Here is a 20,396-nt window from a genome sequence, read left to right on the forward strand (position 1 = left end):
TTCCGCGGCATTGCTGCCGTCGAAATGGACTGTGGTTGCGATTGTGTGTTGGTAAGTTTTCGGCCGGTTAGTGCCAGTTCCCTGCACCCATTACTGGGCTTCCAGGTCTGGCCTATCGAACCCGTAGTCTGCGGGGGGCCTTATCCCTCTAAAAGGGTGAGAAACCTGATCTTGGAGAAGGTTTCCCGCTTAGATGCTTTCAGCGGTTATCCTGTCCGAACGTGGCTATCCAGCCGTGCCCCTGGTGGGACAACTGGTATACCAGAGGTTCGTCCGTCCCGGTCCTCTCGTACTAGGGACAGGTTTCCTCAAGTTTCTGACGCGCGCGGCGGATAGAGACCGAACTGTCTCACGACGTTCTAAACCCAGCTCGCGTGCCGCTTTAATGGGCGAACAGCCCAACCCTTGGGACCTGCTCCAGCCCCAGGATGCGACGAGCCGACATCGAGGTGCCAAACCATCCCGTCGATATGGACTCTTGGGGAAGATCAGCCTGTTATCCCCGGGGTACCTTTTATCCGTTGAGCGACACCCCTTCCACTCAGAGGTGCCGGATCACTAGTCCCGACTTTCGTCCCTGCTTGACTTGTAAGTCTCGCAGTCAAGCTCCCTTGTGCACTTACACTCAACACCTGATTGCCGTCCAGGTTGAGGGAACCTTTGGGCGCCTCCGTTACATTTTAGGAGGCAACCGCCCCAGTTAAACTACCCGCCAGGCACTGTCCGTGAACCCGATAAGGGTTCGACGTTAGGTGTCCAATACGATCAGAGTGGTATTTCAACAACGACTCCATACAAACTGGCGTCTGTATTTCACAGTCTCCCACCTATCCTACACAAACCGTACCGAACACCAATACCAAGTTGTAGTGAAGGTCCCGGGGTCTTTTCGTCCTGCCGCGCGTAACGAGCATCTTTACTCGTAGTGCAATTTCGCCGAGTCTATGGTTGAGACAGTTGGGAAGTCGTTACGCCATTCGTGCAGGTCGGAACTTACCCGACAAGGAATTTCGCTACCTTAGGATGGTTATAGTTACCACCGCCGTTTACTGGGGCTTAAATTCTCCGCTTCACCTTACGGTTAACGGGTCCTCTTAACCTTCCAGCACCGGGCAGGCGTCAGTCCGTATACATCGTCTTGCGACTTCGCACGGACCTGTGTTTTTAGTAAACAGTCGCTACCCACTGGTTTCTGCGGCCGGATCCCGCTCCCACCGCAAGGGTGTTCACGGTATTCCGGCCCCCCTTCTCCCGAAGTTACGGGGGCATTTTGCCGAGTTCCTTAACCATAGTTATCTCGTACGCCTTGGTATTCTCTACCTGACCACCTGTGTTGGTTTGGGGTACGGGCCGTGTATGTGCTCGCTAGAGGCTTTTCTTGGCAGCAGAGGATCACCGAATTCGCCTCAATCGGCTATGCATCACCTCTCGGGATTAATGAGCGACGGATTTGCCTATCGCTCTCCCTACAGGCTTGCCCCAGTATTACCACTGACTGGTACGGCTACCTTCCTGCGTCACCCCATCGCTTGACTACTACCAGCGAAGGTCCCACGCAGCCCCGAAACTCCATGCCCCCGAAGGGGAATGGTCGATCCGGTTTTGGGTGGTTAGTACCGCTGATTCATCAGGGACGCCTATACACGGGTACGGGAATATCAACCCGTTGTCCATCGACTACGCCTGTCGGCCTCGCCTTAGGTCCCGACTCACCCTGGGCGGACTGGCCTGGCCCAGGAACCCTTGGTCTTACGGCGGGCAAGGTTCTCACTTGCCTTATCGCTACTCATGCCTGCATTCTCACTCCCCCATCCTCCACCACCGGTTACCCGGAGGCTTCGCTGAATGAGGGACGCTCCCCTACCCACATCCACGTAGACGTGAATGTGCCGCGGCTTCGGCGGTGTGCTTGAGCCCCGCTACATTATCGGCGCATAATCACTTGACCAGTGAGCTATTACGCACTCTTTCAAGGGTGGCTGCTTCTAAGCCAACCTCCTGGTTGTCTCTGCGACTACACATCCTTTTCCACTTAGCACACGCTTAGGGGCCTTAGCCGGCGATCTGGGCTGTTTCCCTTTCGACGTACGGAGCTTATCCCCCGCCGTCTCACTGCCACGCTTTACACCACGGCATTCGGAGTTTGGCTGACGTCAGTAACCTAGTAGGGCCCATCGGCCATCCAGTAGCTCTACCTCCGTGGTGAACCACGCAACGCTGCACCTAAATGCATTTCGGGGAGAACCAGCTATCACGGAGTTTGATTGGCCTTTCACCCCTACCCACAGCTCATCCCCTCAGTCTTCAACCTAAGTGGGTTCGGGCCTCCACGCGGTCTTACCCGCGCTTCACCCTGGCCATGGGTAGATCACTCCGCTTCGGGTCCAGAACACGCCACTACACCCCAAAGGGGATGCGCCCTATTCAGACTCGCTTTCGCTGCGGCTACCCCGCACGGGTTAACCTCGCGACGTGTCCCTGACTCGCAGGCTCATTCTTCAAAAGGCACGCCATCACCCCACGAAGAGGCTTTGACGGATTGTAGGCACACGGTTTCAGGTACTATTTCACTCCCCTCCCGGGGTACTTTTCACCATTCCCTCACGGTACTAATCCGCTATCGGTCATCGAGAAGTATTTAGGCTTACCGGGTGGTCCCGGCAGATTCACAGCAGATTCCACGGGCCCGCTGCTACTCGGGAGTTGATACAAGGTAGGTGACGGGTTTTCGCGTACCGGGCTCTCACCGTCTACGGCGGGCCATCCCAGGCCACTTCTGCTAACCACGACACTTTCTGACTACCCCTCAGCCAGGTAGAGCTGAGACATATCAATCCCACAACACCGCGCACACAACCCCTACCCGGTTATACATGCGTGCGGTTTAGCCTGTTCCGCGTTCGCTCGCCACTACTGACGGAATCACAATTGTTTTCTTCTCCTACGGGTACTGAGATGTTTCACTTCCCCGCGTTACCTCCCGCACCCTATATATTCAGATACGGGTAACACGACATCACTCGTGCTGGGTTTCCCCATTCGGAAATCCTCGGATCAATGCTCGGTTGACAGCTCCCCGAGGCATATCGCAGCCTCCCACGTCCTTCATCGGCTCTCGATGCCAAGGCATCCACCATGCGCCCTTAAACACTTACTTACACACAAAAACCAAAGAAGAAATTACACATTTCGATGAACACGCCGGCCACAAGGACCACGCGTTCATCTAGATGCTCGCAACCACTATCCAATACTCAAACACCACACCCCACCACCAAGATGGAGGGACTCCACACGGATCGACCGAGTGTTGTCTCAGGGCCCAATAGTGTGTCTGGCAATCATTTGCTGTTGTGCACCCGGTTTTCGTCCACTACAGACGAGAACCCCTCACGGCTCGCACCCCACCAATTGGGATGCTTTTCGTGGTGCTCCTTAGAAAGGAGGTGATCCAGCCGCACCTTCCGGTACGGCTACCTTGTTACGACTTCGTCCCAATCGCCGATCCCACCTTCGACAGCTCCCTCCAAAAGGTTAGGCCACTGGCTTCGGGTGTTACCGACTTTCATGACGTGACGGGCGGTGTGTACAAGGCCCGGGAACGTATTCACCGCAGCGTTGCTGATCTGCGATTACTAGCGACTCCGACTTCATGGGGTCGAGTTGCAGACCCCAATCCGAACTGAGACCGGCTTTAAAAGGATTCGCTTAACCTTACGGCATCGCAGCCCTTTGTACCGGCCATTGTAGCATGTGTGAAGCCCTGGACATAAGGGGCATGATGACTTGACGTCATCCCCACCTTCCTCCGAGTTGACCCCGGCAGTCTCTCACGAGTCCCCGGCATTACCCGCTGGCAACATGAGACAAGGGTTGCGCTCGTTGCGGGACTTAACCCAACATCTCACGACACGAGCTGACGACAGCCATGCACCACCTGCACACAGGCCACAAGGGAACGCCTATCTCTAGACGCGTCCTGTGCATGTCAAACCCAGGTAAGGTTCTTCGCGTTGCATCGAATTAATCCACATGCTCCGCCGCTTGTGCGGGCCCCCGTCAATTCCTTTGAGTTTTAGCCTTGCGGCCGTACTCCCCAGGCGGGGTACTTAATGCGTTAGCTACGGCACGGATCCCAAGGAAGGAAACCCACACCTAGTACCCACCGTTTACGGCGTGGACTACCAGGGTATCTAATCCTGTTCGCTCCCCACGCTTTCGCTCCTCAGCGTCAGTTACTGCCCAGAGACCCGCCTTCGCCACCGGTGTTCCTCCTGATATCTGCGCATTCCACCGCTACACCAGGAATTCCAGTCTCCCCTGCAGTACTCTAGTCTGCCCGTATCGCCCGCACGCTCACAGTTAAGCCGTGAGATTTCACGAACAACGCGACAAACCACCTACGAGCTCTTTACGCCCAGTAATTCCGGACAACGCTCGCACCCTACGTATTACCGCGGCTGCTGGCACGTAGTTGGCCGGTGCTTCTTCTCCACCTACCGTCAATCCGAGAAAACCCGGACCTTCGTCGATGGTGAAAGAGGTTTACAACCCGAAGGCCGTCATCCCCCACGCGGCGTCGCTGCATCAGGCTTGCGCCCATTGTGCAATATTCCCCACTGCTGCCTCCCGTAGGAGTCTGGGCCGTATCTCAGTCCCAGTGTGGCCGGACACCCTCTCAGGCCGGCTACCCGTCGTCGCCTTGGTAGGCCATCACCCCACCAACAAGCTGATAGGCCGCGGGCCCATCCCACACCGCAAAAGCTTTCCACCAAAAGACATGCGTCTAAAGGTCCTATCCGGTATTAGACCCAGTTTCCCAGGCTTATCCCGAAGTGCAGGGCAGATTGCCCACGTGTTACTCACCCGTTCGCCACTCGAGTACCTCCGAAGAGGCCTTTCCGTTCGACTTGCATGTGTTAAGCACGCCGCCAGCGTTCGTCCTGAGCCAGGATCAAACTCTCCAAACAAAAACTCCTCGCAGGACGAGGTGAATTCAAATCAGAGAAAATCTGACCTAACAAAAAGACACCAAATAACTGGCGTCAAAATACGACCATACCGACACACGGGGAGTGTTTAAGTATGGCCAAAAAACAACAACAAATAAAAAGACCAAACACACTATTGAGTTCTCAAACAACACTTGTTTCGCCCGTTTTGGGGCAACCCTGCCAGCTTAATACAGATCCGGCAGGTAAGTCAACTCCCAATTTTGATCTTCTAGAGACCGTCTCGGGAGCAGCCGTGCCAGGCTAGTACCAATCCAGCGAGGGAGTCAAGGCCCCGCTCTCGTCCACCTTCGCGTTGGTGACCGCGCTTGTGGGGCACTGACTTTGGTTACTGTACCCGCTCGATCTCCGCTCCCAAAATCGCCAGGTTTTCCACGAACAACGGGTAGCCGCGATCGATGTGGAAGACGTCGTGGACCTCGGTGTCTCCGTCTGCGACAAGCCCGGCCAACACCAGGCCGGCGCCGGCCCGAATGTCCGAACACCACACCGGTGCGCTCGACAATTGCGGCAACCCCCGCACGACCGCGTGATGCCCATCGGTTCGGGCGTCGGCGCCCAGGCGGATCATTTCTTCAACGAATCGAAAGCGCGCCTCGAATACGTTCTCGGTGATCATCGAGGTGCCGTCGGCGATCGAGGCCAGCGCGATCGCCATCGGCTGCAGGTCCGTCGGGAATCCGGGGAACGGCAGGGTGGCCACGTTGACCGCCTTCGGGCGTTCGTATTGCACCACCCGGAAGCTGTCGTCGGTCTGGGTGACGGTGGCGCCGGCGTCGTGCAGCTTGTGCAGCACCACCTGCAGGTGCGCCGGGTCGATGCCCGTCACCGTGATGTCTCCGCGGGTGATCGCGGCGGCGATCCCCCAGGTCGCGGCGACGATGCGATCCCCGATGACGCGGTGCTCGGTCGGGTGCAGTTTGGGGACGCCGGTGATGGTCATCGTCGGCGAACCAGCGCCCTCGATCTGCGCGCCCATCTGATTCAACATCGTGCACAGATCCACCACGTCGGGCTCGCGCGCTGCGTTGTGGATGGTGGTCACGCCCTCGGCCACGACCGCGGCCATCAGGATGTTCTCGGTGGCCCCCACCGAGGGGAACTCCAGCTGAATCTCCGCCCCGCGCAACGTATCGGCTTGTGCCACCACGCATCCGTGCTCGATGTTGCACTGCGCACCGAGTTGGCGCAGCCCGGCCTGATGCATGTCCAGCGGGCGCGACCCGATCGCGTCGCCGCCCGGCAGCGCGACGCGGGCGCGCTTGCAGCGGCCGACAAGCGGTCCCAGCACGCAGACCGACGCGCGGAACTGGCGCACCGCGGCGAAGTCGGCGTCGTACTTGGGCTCATCGGGCGAGGTGATACGCGCGACGTCGCCGTCCAGTTCGACCGTCGCACCCAGGCCGCGGAGCACCTCCGCCATCAGCGGCACGTCCAGGATGTCGGGGCAGTTGGTGATCGTGCTGGTGCCCTCGGCCAACAGCGTCGCGGCCATCAGCTTGAGCACGCTGTTCTTCGCGCCCCCCACTGCGACTTCGCCTGACAAGCGGTTCCCGCCGGTCACCACGAATCGCTCAGCCACCCGGGTCAGTCTAGTGAAGCGATATCGGCTTGTCAGTCGGCCAACCCACACCCGAGTACGGTTTGCTCATGGCTGTACACCTGACTCGCATCTACACACGAACCGGCGATGACGGCACCACGGGATTGAGTGACTTCTCGCGTGTCTCCAAGAACGATCCTCGCCTGGTTGCGTACGCCGATTGTGACGAAGCCAATTCGGCGATCGGCGTCGCCGTGGCCGTGGGTCAGCCGGACGAGAAACTCACCGGCGTGCTGCGGCAGATCCAGAACGACTTGTTCGACGCCGGCGCGGATCTGTCGACTCCCGTGGTCGAAAACCCCGAATATCCGCCGCTGCGGGTCACCCAGCCCTACATCGATCGGCTCGAAAAGTGGTGTGACGCATATAACGAACCGCTGCCCAAGCTGAATTCGTTTGTGCTGCCCGGTGGTTCGCCGTTGTCGGCGTTGCTGCACGTCGCCCGCACCGTGGTACGTCGAGCCGAGCGGTCGGCATGGGCTGCCATCGACGCCGCGCCCGGACAGGTCAACGTTTTGCCGGCGAAATACCTGAACCGCCTGTCGGATCTGCTGTTCATCCTGTCGCGCGTGGCCAACCCCGACGGCGACGTGCTGTGGAAACCCGGCGGCGAGAACGCCGGCACGTAGTCGGCCGGGCGGCCGGTTCGCCTACAGGCTGCGGCGACGGGAACGCGGTGACGGACGCGACTCCAGCCAGGACAGGAACGCGGTCAAGGCGCCCTTGTCGAAGGCGATCTCGTAGCCAGACCTGCGATCCTGGGTCGTGTCGCGCAGCTCGATGACGACGATCTCGTCGGTCATGATGTCGAACTCGTCGCCGCGCGGCGCGCGCCGGGACACGATCTCCACGCCCCGCCGGCTCAGCCGTCGGTCCGGCCACAGCCGCAGGCTGGAGAGCCGGTAGAACGCGGCTTCGCCACCGCGGTAACGGATTACGCCGTGCCGCCAGCCGTGGCCTCCGACCGCGGGGATGTCCCGCATGATCCCAGCCGTGCCGCCCTGACGCAGCTTCCACAGCCGATAGCTCAGCCCGATTACGGCGCTCGCCAGCACGACGACGAGCACGACCATGCCGATCATGGGCGCGCTCATCGGCGGTTAGTCGATCGCGCCGACGGCGCGCAATCTCGCGCGCCCTCTGGCGGCGATACGCGGATCGTCAGACTCAGCAGCCTCTTTGGCGGCGCTCTCGTCGATCTCGGATTCGAACTCGGCGGATTCCGCGAGGATCGTCACCGATTCCTCGGTGACGGACAGGAATCCGCCGTCCACCGCGATCCGCAGATCGTCTTCGCCCTCTCGTTCGACGCGCACCATTGCGTCGTCGACCAGCTGCCCCACCAGCGGGATGTGGCGCGGCATGATGCCGATCTCGCCGACGGTGGTGCGGGTGAAGAGAAACGTTGCCTCACCCGACCAGATCTTGCGGTCGACGGCGACTATCTCAACGTTCAATTCAGCCATGCCAAGAGCCTTTCAGAGCCTTGTCGCTCACGCCTCAGGATTCCAGCTTGGCGCCAAAGCCTTCGGCCTTCTTCGCCAGGTCGTCGAGGCCACCGATCAGGAAGAACGCCTGCTCCGGGATGTGGTCGAAATCGCCCTTGGTCAGCCGGTCGAACGCCTCGATGGTCTCCTTCACCGGCACCGTCGAGCCCGGCTGGCCGGTGAATTGCTCGGCCGCCATCATGTTCTGCGACAGGAACCGCTCGATCCGTCGTGCCCGCTGAACCAGCTGCTTGTCCTCTTCGGACAGCTCGTCGATACCGAGAATCGCGATGATGTCCTGCAAGTCCTTGTAGCGCTGCAGGATTCGGATGACTTCCTGCGCGACGCGGTAGTGCTCGTCACCGACGACGCTCGGGTCCAGAATGGTCGAGCTCGACGCCAGCGGGTCCACCGCCGGGAAGATGCCCTTGGAGAACACCGAACGCGACAGCTCCGTGGTGGCGTCCAGGTGGGCGAACGTCGTCGCCGGCGCCGGGTCGGTGTAGTCGTCGGCGGGCACGTAGACGGCCTGCATGGACGTGATCGACCGGCCTCGCGTCGAGGTGATGCGCTCCTGCAGCTCACCCATCTCGTCGGCCAGGGTGGGCTGGTAACCCACCGCGGACGGCATACGACCGAGCAGCGTGGAGACCTCCGACCCGGCCTGGGTGAACCGGAAGATGTTGTCGATGAACAGCAGCACGTCCTGGCCGGCCTCGTCGCGGAACCATTCGGCCATGGTCAGGGCGGACAGCGCCACTCGCATACGCGTGCCGGGCGGCTCGTCCATCTGACCGAACACCAGCGCGGTGTCCTTGAGCACATCGGCTTCCTTCAGCTCGACCCAGAGGTCGTTGCCCTCGCGGGTGCGCTCCCCCACGCCGGCGAAAACCGAAGTACCACCGAAGTTTCGGGCGATACGGTTGATCATCTCCTGGATCAGCACTGTCTTGCCGACGCCGGCACCACCGAACAGCGCGATCTTGCCACCACGCACGTAGGGCGTGAGCAGGTCGACGACCTTGAGGCCGGTCTCGAGCATCTCGGTGCGGGGCTCGAGCTCCTCGAACGCCGGCGGCTTGCGGTGAATCGACCAGTGCTCGAAGTCCTCGCCGTATCCCGGCTTGTCCAGGCAGTCACCCAGGGCGTTGAAGACGTGGCCCTTGACCTCTTGGCCGACGGGGACCGAGATCGGCTTGCCGCTGTCCGTCACCTCCACGCCGCGCACCAGACCATCGGTGGGCTGCAGCGAGATGGTGCGCACCAGGTTGTCGCCGAGGTGCTGGGCGACCTCGAGCGTCAGGGTCTTCTTGAGCTCCTCGAAAGTGATGTCGGCGTTGAGCGCGTTGAACAGGTCCGGCACGGAGCCGCGCGGGAACTCGACGTCAACCACGGGACCGGTGATTCGCACCACGCGGCCGCTGGTCTCGGCGCGTGTGGTCTTTTCGTCAGTAGCAGTCATTTTCTTCTTCCTCGTGTGCTACTTAGCGTCGGCGAGCGCGTTTGCGCCACCGACGATTTCGCTGATCTCTTGGGTGATCTGGGCCTGCCGCTCGCGGTTCGCCATCAGCGTGAGCTCTTTGATCAGGTCATCCGCGTTGTCCGTTGCGGACTTCATCGCTCGCTGACGCGACGCGAGCTCCGATGCCGCCGATTCGAGCAACGCCGCATAGACCCGGGTCGTCACATACCGCGGCAGCAGTGCCTCGAAAAGCGTTGTCGCGTCCGGCTCGAACGAGTACAAGGTGTGGAGTTCGTCGGTCTCCTCGACGTATTCCATGACCAGCGGAGCGATGCGGTGGGCGACCGCGGCCTGCGACATCATCGACTTGAACTCCGAGTAGACGATGTGCAGCTCGTCGACGCCCTGGCCGTCCTGCGACTCCTCGTCACCCGTGCCGGCCATGAAGGACTCGACCAAAGTGGACGCGATCTCCGCGGCGTTTTCATATGACGGCTGCTCGGAGAAGCCCGTCCACGACTGGGTGATGTCCCAGTTGCGGAACTTGAAGTAGTTCAGCGCCTTTCGGCCCACGGTGTAGACGACCGGTGTCTTACCTTCCTGCCGCAGTAGGGAGAACAGCTCCTCGGAGCGACGGAAGATGCTCGAGTTGTACGCGCCACACAGGCCACGATCCGAGGAGACCACCAGAACGCCGGCCCGCTTCGGCTCGTCTCGTTCGACCAGCAACGGGTGGTCCAAGGCGGCTTCGGAAGACAGCGTGGTGAGCATCGAGGTGATCTGGAATGCGTAGGGTCGCGCGGATTCCAACCGGGCCTGCGCCTTACCGATGCGCGAGGTCGCGATCATCTCCTGGGCCTTGGTGATCTTCTTGATCGACCCGGCCGAACGAATCCGGCCGCGCAATTCGCGAAGTGTGGCTGCCATCGGTAGTTACTTCTTGTCCTTGCCGGACGCCTTGGAATCCTTGGACTCCTTCTTGTCCTTCGGCTTGTCTTTCTTGACCTGTACGGACTCTTTCTCCAGATCCTCTTCGTTGAGGGCCTCGACGTGCTCGTCGGGCACGACCGATCCACCGCCGGTGGCCGCGAAGCCCTTCTTGAAGTTGTTGATGATCTCGGTGAGCTGGTTCTCGCCCTCTTCCGAAAGCTTTCCGCTGTCGCGCACACCGGTGAGGAACTTCTCTTCCGAGGCCCGCATGTGGTCCAGCAGCTCGGTCTCGAAGCGCCGGACGTCCTCGACGGGCACCGAGTCCAGGTGACCACCGGTGCCCAGGAAGATCGAAACCACCTGCTCCTCAACCGGCATGGGCTGGTACTGCGGCTGCTTGAGCAGTTCGACCAGGCGCTCACCGCGCTCCAGCTGCGCCTTGGACGTCGCGTCCAGGTCCGAGGCGAACGCGGCGAACGACTCCAGTTCGCGGTACTGCGACAGGTCCAGTCGCAGCGAGCCGGCGACTTCCTTCATGGCCTTGATCTGTGCCGCGCCACCCACGCGCGACACCGACACACCGACGTTGATGGCCGGCCGCACACCCTGGTTGAACAGGTCGGACTCCAGGAAGCACTGCCCATCGGTGATGGAGATGACGTTGGTCGGAATGTAGGCGGAGATGTCGTTGGCCTTGGTCTCGATGATCGGCAGGCCGGTCAGCGAGCCACCCCCGAGTTCGTCGGACAGCTTCGCGCAGCGCTCCAACAGCCGCGAGTGCAGGTAGAACACGTCGCCGGGGTAGGCCTCGCGACCCGGCGGGCGGCGCAGCAGCAACGAGATCGCCCGGTACGCCTCGGCCTGCTTGCTCAGGTCGTCGAAGACGATCAGCACGTGCTTGCCGTCGTACATCCAGTGCTGGGCGATCGCCGAACCGGTGTACGGCGCAAGCCATTTGAACCCGGCGGAGTCGGATGCCGGCGCCGCGACGATGGTGGTGTAGTCCATCGCGCCGCCCTCTTCCAGGGCGCGCCGGACGGAGGCGATCGTGGTGCCCTTCTGGCCGATGGCCACGTACACGCAGCGCACCTGCTTGCGCTCGTCGCCGCTCTCCCAGTTCTCCCGCTGGTTCAGGATGGTGTCCACGCAGACGGCGGTCTTGCCGGTCTTGCGGTCGCCGATGATCAGCTGCCGCTGGCCGCGACCGATCGGGGTCATGGCGTCGATGGCCTTGATACCGGTCTGCAGCGGCTCGCTGACGCTCTGCCGCTGCACCACCGACGGCGCCTGGATCTCCAGCGCGCGGCGGATGTCGGTGTCGATGTCGCCGCGGCCGTCGATCGGCTGACCGAGCGGATTGACGACGCGGCCCAGGAAGCCGTCGCCGACGGGGACCGACAAGACCTCGCCGGTGCGCTTGACCTGCTGTCCCTCTTCGATCTTCTCGAAGTCACCCAGGATCACCGCGCCGACGCTGTGCTCGTCGAGGTTGAGCGCGACGCCGAGGACGCCGCCGGGGAACTCAAGCAGTTCCTGGGTCATGACCGAGGGCAGGCCCTCGACGTGCGCGATGCCGTCTCCAGCCTCGACGACGGTACCGACCTCTTCTCGTGAGGTGTCGGACGTGAAAGAGCCTACGTACTCCTCGATGGCGCTCTGGATGTCATCAGCGGAGATTGTCAACTCGGCCATGGCTTTTCGTCTTCCTACTTGATCTTGGTTCGCGTGTGATTGTGGTGAATGGTCAGTCGGGCAATTGAGCCTCGGCCGCGGCAAGGCGAGAAGCGAGCGTCCCGTCGATCACTTCGTCGGCCACGGAGATGAGCAGGCCGCCCAGTAGGTCGCCGTCGATCTGCAGCTGCACCGACACGGGGTGGCCGTAGATGCGGCCGAGCACGTCGGTGAGACGAGACCGCTGGCCGTCGCTGAGCTCGGCCGCCGCGCCGACCGCAGCGACGATCTCGCCGCGGCGCGCCACGGCGACTTCCGTCAGGAACTGAACGGCCTCCTCGGCCGGCTGCCCCCGCAGCAGTTCGACCGTCTGGGTCAGCAGCGCCGTCACGACCAGGTTCACCCTGCCGCTCGCGCTGTCAAGCACCTTGCGCAACAACGCAACCCGGCCGTCCACCGGAACGGCGTAGTCGCCCAGCAGGATCGCCAGCCGCGGCTGCGCGTCCAGGATGCGGGAGAACCGGAACAGCTGTTCTTCGACCTCGTCGACTTTGTCGTCACGCTCGGCGACCTCGAGCAGCGCCTGCCGCGACACGTGTTCGATGGCGTCGATGAGGTCGGAGTTCGCCGACCACCGCTCCGCGACCGCCGAGCGCAACACCTCGAGCGTGGCGTCACCGACCTTGCCGGAGACCAACCGCTCCATCAGCCGGACCCGGGGCGCCCCGTCCTCGGCCGGGACGGTCAGGTACCGCGTGACCACGATCTCGCGGTCCAGCATCTGGGCGACCGCCACCAGTTCATTGGAGAGAGTCGAAAGTGCCTTGCTGTCAAGGTCTTTGGCGATTGAGCTGAACCGATCCGAGAGGCTGGTCAGCGCGACGCGGCTCGACGAGCGCATCTTGGTCATCAACGGGTACTGGACGTCGGCCGACGCGGGCGCCATCTCGTCGAGCTCGTCGAGGAACCGGTCGACGGTGGCCGACTGCTGTTCGGCGTCGGCGACGTAGTTGCGCACCAGCTCGCCCGCCTGGCGCACCGCTTCGTGGCCGAGCTCCAGACGCAGCTGCCGGCTCAGCTGGGTGCGCAGGAGGTCGACCTGGCGGGTGCCCTGCGCGTTGATGCGTTCGGACTCGACGTCGGCCTGGGCCCGCAACTGCTCGACGATGCGGCCCGCGTCGGTCTGGGCCTCCTCGACGACCCGCTTGGCCTCAACCTTCGCGGATTCCACAGCCTTGGTGTGCGCCGTGGTCGACTCGGTCAGCCGATCACTTGCCTTCGCAGCATCTTTGAGCTGCTGACGCACGGCGTCCTGCCGAGCGGCCATCAACCGGCGCACCGGCGGCACCACATAACGCACCACCAGGAACACGATGGCCGCAAAGCCCACCAACTGGCCGATGAAAGTCGACATACGTAATTACCGTCCGGATGTCTTGGTTGCGGATGAGGTCGCGGCGGCGGGGGCGACGTCGACGCCGAGGATTCGACTGGCCAACGTCGCCGACATGGACGCCACGTTGGCACGCAGATCCAGTTCCACGGCGTCCCTCTCCCGCTTCAATTGCTCGGATGCCATTTGCAACGTCGACATCACCTGCTGTTCGGCACGGGCGCGCGCGTCTTCAACCACCTTACGACCTTCGGCGCGGGCGTTGTCGCGCAACGACGACGCCTCAACTCGCGCTTCGGTCAGCGCTTCTTCGTAGTCGGCCTTGGCCGCGTCGAACTGCTCGGCCGCCTTCTTGTTGTCGGCAGCCGTCTTGGCGACCATGGCGTCGCGCTCGCGCAACACCTTCATCACCGGCGGCACAACGAATGTGCCGATGACGGCCAGCACGATCAGGAAGATGGCCAGCACGAAGAAGAAGGTGCCGTTGGGAACGAGGAAGTTGTTGCCTCCCTCGGCCACCACCTGGCTGGATGCCAGAACGCTCAGACTCGCGTCACCCATCACGGCGGATTAGGTGCCGACGGGCGTGGCGAAGACGAACAGCGCCATGAAGGCCAGGTTGATGAAGTAGGCCGCCTCAACCAGACCGACGGTGATGAAGAACGGCGTAAACAGCCGGCCTTGCGCCTCGGGCTGCCGGGCGATGCCGGAAACCAGCGCGTTACCGGCGATACCGTCACCGATACCGGCACCGATCGCGCCGCCGCCCATGATGAGTCCACCGCCGATGAGTGCAGCGGCAGCGACTTGGGGGTCCAGAGCCATTCTTATCCTCCTTGATATCTGGTAGGGGTCTACCAGGCCTCTGTAATGGTGCTTGGGCCAAAACAATTCATGGTGTCAGTCATGGTGATCCTCGATCTCCATGGCCTGACTGAAGTACAAGATGGTCAGAATCGAGAAGATGAAGGCCTGGATCGCCCCGACGAACAGGTCGAAGGCCTTCCAGATCGCGTTGGGCGCCCACATGATGTACGGCGGGAACAGGGCGATCAGTGCGACCAGGATGCCGCCGGCGAAGATGTTGCCGAAGAGTCGGAGAGACAACGAGATTGGCTTGGCGAGTTCTTCGACCAGGTTGATCGGCGCGAGGAACGCGACGTGGCCCTTGAGGACGGCAAGCGGGTGCCCGACGACGCCGCGGCGCCAGATGCCCGCCACGTGGTAGCAGACGAACACGAAGAGAGCCAGCGCCAGAACGTAATTGATGTCCGCCGCCGCCGATTTCAGTAGCTCGGTGGTGTGTCCCGACTTGTCGGTGTATTGCAGCGGCAACACCGACAGCCAGTTGGAGATCAAGATGAACACGAAGATGGTGACGGCCAGCGGCAGCACGAAGGGTGCGATCCGCATGCCGACGGCGCTCTCGATCTGATCGCGCATCTGAACGGTGATGGCTTCCCAGAACAGCTGGACGCCGCTTGGCACACCGGTGGAGGTGATCTTCGCGCGCAGGAAGAAGGCCAGTGCCAGCACGATCACCGCGGCGATCCCGGTCGCCAGGATCGTGTCGGTGTTGACGGTCATGCCGAGCCACTTCGCGTGGGTGTGCTCGCCCACCTCGATCGCGGCTTCGGCCAGGAACGTCGTCTCAGGCATCGGTGGGGTTCCTTCCTTCCGTTCCTTCCGATCCTGCGATCACGCCGCCTTCGGCAGCGCCCGAAGACTCCGCCCAGTCGCCGGCGCGCAGCTTCTTCCACACCGGAAGCGCCGTGGAGGCGACCAATAGGACCTGGAAAAGCGCCAATCCGAACACGACGCCCAGGCCGGCGGGCCGAAAGACGTAGGCGATGATCAGCCCGACGACGGTGATGATGGCCAGTCGTGACGCCGAGTTGACCGCCATCGACCTTTTCAGCGGGTGATCCTTGGCGGTGATCGATTCAACCGAACGACGCACGAGTACCGCGTTGAGCAAACCCAGGAGAAGCCCGACGCCGAAGAAGACGCCCACCATCAGGTGACCGGACAGTCCGGCGGCGAGCACCGCCACCGCCGTGATGGCAATGCTGATCGCGAAGAGCCGAACCGGACGGAAAGCAACAGAGGGAAACACCAACGGCGCGTCCTGCGCTGGTGTCGTCACTGCAGCACCTCAATCCCAGGTTGGTAAAACGGGAACCCCTCGACCGACTGATCGGTGGCCCGCCGAGCGTATCGCACGTCACAGTTGAATCACCCAAGGGGTATCTCCCGAGGCCGGTCTCGAACCAGCCCGATCGGATTAGCCTCCGATGGACCGTTAGCCTGCGCGGCTTTTTGGGGTTCTACCAGCACCGTACCACACCGCGAACCCTACTACTACTCCTCGTCGTAGTAGTCGTCGCCACGGCGCAAGAGCGGGATCGCCGTCGCGATGCCGGCCACCACGATCGCACCCAGCATCACCGCGGCGGTATCGCGGGGACGGAAAAAGATCGTGCTGGCGGCGCCGAACGCGACGATCCCGACCCACAGATAGATCAGCAACACCACCCGCCGGTGCGAGTGACCGATCTGCAGCAACCGGTGATGCAGATGCATCTTGTCGGGGCTAAACGCGCTGCGGCCGGCGCGGGTGCGGCGCACGATCGCCAGCAGCAAATCCAGCATCGGCACGAAGATGACGGCGGCGACCAGCAGGAAGGGCGACAGCAGGACAAACACGTCGCGGGCGCCGTAGGCGTTCTGCGACACCGGGCCGGCGGCCGTCGTCGATGCGGCCGACAGCATCAGCCCGATCAGCATCGAGCCGGAGTCGCCCATGAAGATCTTGGCGCGGTGGAAGTTGTGCGGCAGAAAGCCCAGGCAGGCACCGGCGAGCACCACCGAGATCACCGCCGGCGGATAGAACAGCACGTCGCCGCCGTGGTCGCGCAGCAGCCCGACGGAGAACATGCAGATGGCCAGCGCGGTGATGAGCCCGAGCCCGGCGGCCAGGCCGTCGAGCCCGTCGACGAAGTTCATCGCGTTGACGACGGACACGGTCAGGGCGAGGGTCAGCAGGATCGACGATGCCTGGTCGAGCACGATGGTGCCGACGCCGCCGATCGGGATGTAGAGGACGCTCCATGCCACGCCCATGGTGACCAGCACGCTGGCCGCCGTGATCTGCCCCGCGAACTTGGTCAACGCGTCGAGGCCCCAACGGTCGTCGATGAGGCCGATGCCCATGATGACCGCGCCGGCCACCAGGACCGCCGGCATTCCGGTGGAGTAGACGAACCCACGGGTGAGCGCCGGAAGTTGGGACGCCAGAAAGACGGCCGTGATGACGCCGAGGAACATCGCCAGCCCGCCCATCCGGGGGGTCGGGGTGACGTGGACGTCGCGCTCGCGCGGATAGGCGACCGCACCCAGCCGGGTGGCCAGCACCCTTACCGGCCCGGTCGCGAAGTACGTGATGATCGCCGCGGTCAATCCCACCAGCGCGAGCTCACGAAGCGGAACGCCGGCGCCGCGGTCGGCCAGCGCGAGCAACCCACCGGCAAGGTTGGTTACGTCGCTGGACATCACCGAGACCGTACTGGACAAACCTGGCACCCCGACAACCCCTCCAGTCAGGCCGGGGCGGTCAGGCTTTCGGGGTCGACGGCCAGCACTTCCGCGATCCGCTCCGCGCTCACCGGGCCCGGCCGCAGAATCCGCGGCGTGGCACCGGTCAGGTCGACGATCGTCGAGGCGGCCCCCTGATCCGCCGGGCCCGCCTCCAGATAGACGTCCACCAGATCGCCGAGCTGGGTGCGCGCCTCGTCGGCGTCCACGGCCGCCGGACGGCCGGAGATGTTGGCGCTGGACACCGCCAGGGGCCCGACCTCACGCAACAGTTCGATGGCAACGGAATGCAGCGGCATGCGCAGCATCACGGTGCCGCGGGCGTCGCCGAGATCCCACTGCAACGACGGCGCCTGGCTGACCACAAGGCTCAACGCGCCCGGCCAGAAGGCGCGGATCAGGTCGCGCGCCCCGTCCGGCATGGTGTACACGAGTCCCTCGATGGTGTGCCAGGAACCGACCAGCACCCCCACCGGCATGTCTCGGCCCCGGCCCTTCGCCGACAGCAGCGCGGAGACCGCGGCGCTGTTGAACGCGTCGGCGCCGATACCGTAAACGGTGTCGGTGGGCATGACGACCAGCCGGCCGCCCTTGAGCGCTCCTGCCGCCGCGGCGATTCCGAGTGAGCGCTGACCCGGGTCCGCGCAGTCAAAGACCTCACTCATGGGGTCGCCCTCTTTCGGGCCGTCACGAAACGCGGCCGGCCGGTCAGGTCCGTTCGGGCCCGGACGTCGTCGAACGCCCCTGTGCGATGGAACAATTCCGCCGTCTGTGCCGAGGTGGTGTCGTCGTGCTCGACACCGATCAGCCCGCCGGGGCGCAGCCAGCGGCAGGCGAGGCGGATGAGGGGGCCGATCACCGCCAATCCATCCGGGCCGCCGAAGACCGCCTGGTGCGGATCATGTTGCGCAACTTCGGGATCCAGCGCGGCGCCGTCGGGGACATACGGCGGGTTGGCCACCACCATATCGACCCGGCCGTCCAGTTCGGCGAGCAGCGCGGCGTCGGCGACGTCGGCGCGCAGCAACTCGATCGCGCTGCCCCGCGTATTGCGGCGCGCGTAGTCGAGCGCGGCGTCGGAGTTGTCGATGGCGATGATTCGCGCGTCGGGCAGGTGGTGAGCCAGCGCTACCGCCAAAGCACCGGAACCGGTGCACAAGTCGACGATGACGGGCCGCGGCGCAAGTTGTTGCGCGACAGCCCATTCCAGCAGGGCTTCGGTCTCGGGGCGGGGTATGAAGACCCCGGGTCCGACGTGCAGCAGCACGGGACCGAATGCCGCGGTCCCCAGCAGGTGTTGTAACGGCACCCGTCGCGAGCGGGCGGCCACGACGTCGCGGTAGCGCCCGAAGAACTCCTCATCGGGCCGGTCCAGCAGGGCCAGGCGCCCGCGGTCGGTTCCCGCCAGGTGGGCCGCCAGTTGTTCGGCATCCCAACGCGCGGAGTCGATCCCCGCTTCGGCAAGGGTGGCCGCAGCATCGTCGATCGCGCGCCGCAGGCTCAGCTGGATTGTCCCGCTCTCCCCCGCAAGCGGGAGGTGCCCCCACCTCATCGCTTCGCTCTGCATCGTCGCGGGACCGTCATGCCTGTTGCAGCCGGGATTGCTTGTCGGCGGCGGCGAGGGCGTCGAACAGGGCGTCGAGGTCGCCGTCGAGGACCTGGTCGAGGTTGTGCGACTTGAAGTTGATGCGATGGTCCGCGATCCGGTTCTCCGGGAAGTTATAGGTGCGGATGCGTTCGCTGCGGTCCACGGTGCGGATCTGGCTGGCACGGTCCGCCGAGGCATCCGCCAGGGCCTGCTCCTCGGCCAGGGCCTGCAGGCGTGCGGCCAGCACCTGCAGCGCGCGGGCCTTGTTCTGCAGCTGCGAGCGTTCGTTCTGACAGGTGACGACGATGCCGGTGGGCAGGTGCGTGATGCGCACCGCGGAGTCGGTGGTGTTGACGCCCTGGCCGCCCTTGCCCGACGAGCGATAGACATCGATGCGCAGGTCCGACTCGTCGATCTGCACCTCGCCGACTTCTTCGGGTTCGGGATACACCAGCACGCCGGCCGCCGAAGTATGAACGCGGCCTTGGGATTCCGTCACCGGGACACGCTGAACGCGGTGCACGCCGCCCTCGAATTTCATCCGCGACCAGACTCCGTCTGCGGTGTCACCCTTGCTGGCGATGGCCAGCGTCGCGTCCTTGTAGCCACCCAGGTCCGAAGTGGTTTCGTCCAGCACGGTGACGGTCCAGCCGTGCCGCTCGGCGTAGCGGATGTACATCCGCGCCAGGTCGGCGGCGAACAACGCCGACTCTTCGCCGCCCTCACCGGATTTCACTTCGAGCACGATGTCGTCGGCGTCGTGCGGGTCACGCGGGGCCAGCATGTCGGTGAGTTGGGTGTCCAACTCGGCCACCTGGGTCTCCAGATCCGTCACCTCGGCGGCAAAGGATGCGTCGTCGGCGGCCAGCTCTCGCGCCGTTTCCAGATCGTCACGCGCGGCCACCAGCTTGCGGTAGGTGCCGACGATCGGGGCCAGCCGGGCGAACCGCCGACCGGCCTTGCGGGCCTCGTCGGGATTGCTGTGCAATTCCGGATCCGCCAGCCGGCGCTCGAGGTCGGCGTGCTCGGCCAGCAGCACATCGATGGTCTGTACCGGCTTGGTCACCGCCACACCTCCTGCCCCGCTTCGCCTGTCACTACGCCGAACGCAAACCGACGCCCGGCCTGTGCATTGGTGCGCACAGTTCGGGCGTCGGTAACCGAGCTATTTGTCGGCAGCAGCGCCGGCGTTGCGCTTGCCGTACCGCTTCTCGAAGCGGGCCACGCGGCCGCCGCTGTCGAGGATCTTCTGCTTGCCGGTGTAGAAGGGGTGGCACTGCGAGCAGACCTCGACGACGATGTGTCCGCCGTCCTTGGTGCTGCGCGTCTGGAAGGTGTTGCCACACCCGCAGAGCACTGTGGTCTCCCCGTAGGCGGGGTGAATGTCAGCTTTCATGATGTCCTCTTCGATCGTTTGCCGCCCGCCCCCGTCCAGCTCGGACGGTCGGGCGTGAACTTCCAAACCTCAGGCGGTTGGATAATCGAGCCTCGATTATGCCAGGTCAACCGCCATCATCCCAAACAGCGAGCCGCGCCCGCGCATTCCCGGGGGCTAGTTGTCGTGACCTGAGAGGTTGTTGACGGCGTGCCTGCTTGAAAGTGGGAGGACCTCCTGACGGAGTGGATGTGTCTGGCATTCACCCGTAGGAGGTCCTC

General features: G+C 63.3%; 16 protein-coding genes, 2 rRNA genes and 1 pseudogene. 1 reads left to right on the forward strand and 18 read right to left on the reverse strand.

Going from position 1 to position 20,396, the window contains the following annotated elements:
- Positions 1–47: 47 nt before the first annotated feature.
- The 3 genes from ACYQ8K_RS07010 to murA form a co-directional block, all read right to left on the reverse strand.
- Positions 48–3,157 (reverse strand): 23S ribosomal RNA (locus ACYQ8K_RS07010).
- A 282-nt stretch (positions 3,158–3,439) separates the two neighbouring features.
- Positions 3,440–4,970 (reverse strand): 16S ribosomal RNA (locus ACYQ8K_RS07015).
- The 16S and 23S rRNA genes sit together here, the layout of an rRNA operon.
- 370 nt (positions 4,971–5,340) lie before the next feature.
- Positions 5,341–6,594 carry a UDP-N-acetylglucosamine 1-carboxyvinyltransferase gene (gene murA / locus ACYQ8K_RS07020; RefSeq protein ID WP_459967763.1) on the reverse strand — a complete coding sequence of 418 codons (1,254 nt, stop codon included), beginning with the start codon at positions 6,592–6,594 and terminating at the stop codon, positions 5,341–5,343.
- A 68-nt stretch (positions 6,595–6,662) separates the two neighbouring features.
- On the opposite strand from murA, the gene ACYQ8K_RS07025 reads away from it, so the two are divergent.
- Positions 6,663–7,244 carry a cob(I)yrinic acid a,c-diamide adenosyltransferase gene (locus ACYQ8K_RS07025; protein ID WP_459967764.1) on the forward strand — a complete coding sequence of 194 codons (582 nt, stop codon included), beginning with the start codon at positions 6,663–6,665 and terminating at the stop codon, positions 7,242–7,244.
- 21 nt (positions 7,245–7,265) lie between these two features.
- On the opposite strand, the gene ACYQ8K_RS07030 is transcribed toward ACYQ8K_RS07025, so the two are convergent.
- The 15 genes and pseudogenes from ACYQ8K_RS07030 to rpmE form a co-directional block, all read right to left on the reverse strand.
- On the reverse strand, positions 7,266–7,709 hold the full coding sequence (locus ACYQ8K_RS07030) for a DUF2550 domain-containing protein (RefSeq protein WP_064949973.1): 444 nt from the start codon (positions 7,707–7,709) through the stop codon (positions 7,266–7,268).
- A gap of 6 nt (positions 7,710–7,715) precedes the next feature.
- Positions 7,716–8,081 (reverse strand): F0F1 ATP synthase subunit epsilon, encoded by a 366-nt coding sequence (locus ACYQ8K_RS07035; protein ID WP_459967765.1) that lies wholly within the window; start codon positions 8,079–8,081, stop codon positions 7,716–7,718.
- A gap of 34 nt (positions 8,082–8,115) precedes the next feature.
- Positions 8,116–9,564 (reverse strand): F0F1 ATP synthase subunit beta, encoded by a 1,449-nt coding sequence (gene atpD, locus ACYQ8K_RS07040; protein WP_459967766.1) that lies wholly within the window; start codon positions 9,562–9,564, stop codon positions 8,116–8,118.
- 18 nt (positions 9,565–9,582) lie between these two features.
- A complete protein-coding gene (locus tag ACYQ8K_RS07045; protein WP_459967767.1) occupies positions 9,583–10,491 on the reverse strand; it encodes a F0F1 ATP synthase subunit gamma in 909 nt (302 codons plus the stop codon).
- A 6-nt stretch (positions 10,492–10,497) separates the two neighbouring features.
- Positions 10,498–12,186 (reverse strand): F0F1 ATP synthase subunit alpha, encoded by a 1,689-nt coding sequence (gene atpA, locus ACYQ8K_RS07050; RefSeq protein WP_459967768.1) that lies wholly within the window; start codon positions 12,184–12,186, stop codon positions 10,498–10,500.
- 52 nt (positions 12,187–12,238) lie between these two features.
- On the reverse strand, positions 12,239–13,579 hold the full coding sequence (locus ACYQ8K_RS07055) for a F0F1 ATP synthase subunit B/delta (protein ID WP_459967769.1): 1,341 nt from the start codon (positions 13,577–13,579) through the stop codon (positions 12,239–12,241).
- A 6-nt stretch (positions 13,580–13,585) separates the two neighbouring features.
- On the reverse strand, positions 13,586–14,119 hold the full coding sequence (locus tag ACYQ8K_RS07060) for a F0F1 ATP synthase subunit B (RefSeq protein WP_459967780.1): 534 nt from the start codon (positions 14,117–14,119) through the stop codon (positions 13,586–13,588).
- A 9-nt stretch (positions 14,120–14,128) separates the two neighbouring features.
- Positions 14,129–14,377: a F0F1 ATP synthase subunit C gene (locus tag ACYQ8K_RS07065; RefSeq protein ID WP_024636915.1), complete on the reverse strand. Its 249-nt coding sequence runs from the start codon at positions 14,375–14,377 to the stop codon at positions 14,129–14,131.
- Positions 14,378–14,458: 81 nt separating this feature from the next.
- Positions 14,459–15,217, reverse strand: coding sequence for a F0F1 ATP synthase subunit A (gene atpB, locus ACYQ8K_RS07070; RefSeq protein WP_007773884.1), 759 nt, complete (start codon positions 15,215–15,217; stop codon positions 14,459–14,461).
- On the reverse strand, positions 15,210–15,704 hold the full coding sequence (locus ACYQ8K_RS07075) for an ATP synthase subunit I (protein ID WP_459967770.1): 495 nt from the start codon (positions 15,702–15,704) through the stop codon (positions 15,210–15,212). The genes atpB and ACYQ8K_RS07075 overlap by 8 nt, the downstream gene beginning before the upstream one ends.
- Before the next feature lie 215 nt (positions 15,705–15,919).
- Positions 15,920–17,129, reverse strand: a pseudogene (locus tag ACYQ8K_RS07080) (glycosyltransferase family 4 protein); the annotation flags it as partial.
- Positions 17,130–17,157: 28 nt separating this feature from the next.
- Entirely contained in the window at positions 17,158–17,817 is a 660-nt protein-coding gene (locus tag ACYQ8K_RS07085; protein ID WP_459967771.1) for an L-threonylcarbamoyladenylate synthase, read from the reverse strand.
- Positions 17,814–18,719, reverse strand: a complete 906-nt coding sequence (gene prmC / locus ACYQ8K_RS07090) for a peptide chain release factor N(5)-glutamine methyltransferase (protein WP_459967772.1) — start codon at positions 18,717–18,719, stop codon at positions 17,814–17,816. The genes ACYQ8K_RS07085 and prmC overlap by 4 nt, the downstream gene beginning before the upstream one ends.
- 13 nt (positions 18,720–18,732) lie before the next feature.
- Positions 18,733–19,806 (reverse strand): peptide chain release factor 1, encoded by a 1,074-nt coding sequence (gene prfA / locus ACYQ8K_RS07095; RefSeq protein WP_459967773.1) that lies wholly within the window; start codon positions 19,804–19,806, stop codon positions 18,733–18,735.
- Positions 19,807–19,905: 99 nt separating this feature from the next.
- Complete coding sequence (gene rpmE / locus ACYQ8K_RS07100) at positions 19,906–20,136, reverse strand: 50S ribosomal protein L31 (RefSeq protein WP_007773875.1); 231 nt, start codon at positions 20,134–20,136, stop codon at positions 19,906–19,908.
- Positions 20,137–20,396 lie beyond the last annotated feature (260 nt).

It is taken from the genome of Mycobacterium sp. MUNTM1, assembly GCF_054660795.1.

Bases quoted from the DNA above. Each gene is read 5' to 3' on its own strand.
- ACYQ8K_RS07045 (WP_459967767.1), bottom strand. From the start codon at position 10,491: ATGGCAGCCACACTTCGCGAATTGCGCGGCCGGATTCGTTCGGCCGGG.
- ACYQ8K_RS07035 (WP_459967765.1), bottom strand. From the start codon at position 8,081: ATGGCTGAATTGAACGTTGAGATAGTCGCCGTCGACCGCAAGATCTGG.
- ACYQ8K_RS07085 (WP_459967771.1), bottom strand. From the start codon at position 17,817: ATGAGTGAGGTCTTTGACTGCGCGGACCCGGGTCAGCGCTCACTCGGA.
- atpA (WP_459967768.1), bottom strand. From the start codon at position 12,186: ATGGCCGAGTTGACAATCTCCGCTGATGACATCCAGAGCGCCATCGAG.
- atpD (WP_459967766.1), bottom strand. From the start codon at position 9,564: ATGACTGCTACTGACGAAAAGACCACACGCGCCGAGACCAGCGGCCGC.
- ACYQ8K_RS07030 (WP_064949973.1), bottom strand. From the start codon at position 7,709: ATGAGCGCGCCCATGATCGGCATGGTCGTGCTCGTCGTCGTGCTGGCG.
- ACYQ8K_RS07025 (WP_459967764.1), top strand. From the start codon at position 6,663: ATGGCTGTACACCTGACTCGCATCTACACACGAACCGGCGATGACGGC.
- ACYQ8K_RS07060 (WP_459967780.1), bottom strand. From the start codon at position 14,119: ATGGGTGACGCGAGTCTGAGCGTTCTGGCATCCAGCCAGGTGGTGGCC.
- prmC (WP_459967772.1), bottom strand. From the start codon at position 18,719: ATGCAGAGCGAAGCGATGAGGTGGGGGCACCTCCCGCTTGCGGGGGAG.
- ACYQ8K_RS07055 (WP_459967769.1), bottom strand. From the start codon at position 13,579: ATGTCGACTTTCATCGGCCAGTTGGTGGGCTTTGCGGCCATCGTGTTC.
- atpB (WP_007773884.1), bottom strand. From the start codon at position 15,217: ATGCCTGAGACGACGTTCCTGGCCGAAGCCGCGATCGAGGTGGGCGAG.
- rpmE (WP_007773875.1), bottom strand. From the start codon at position 20,136: ATGAAAGCTGACATTCACCCCGCCTACGGGGAGACCACAGTGCTCTGC.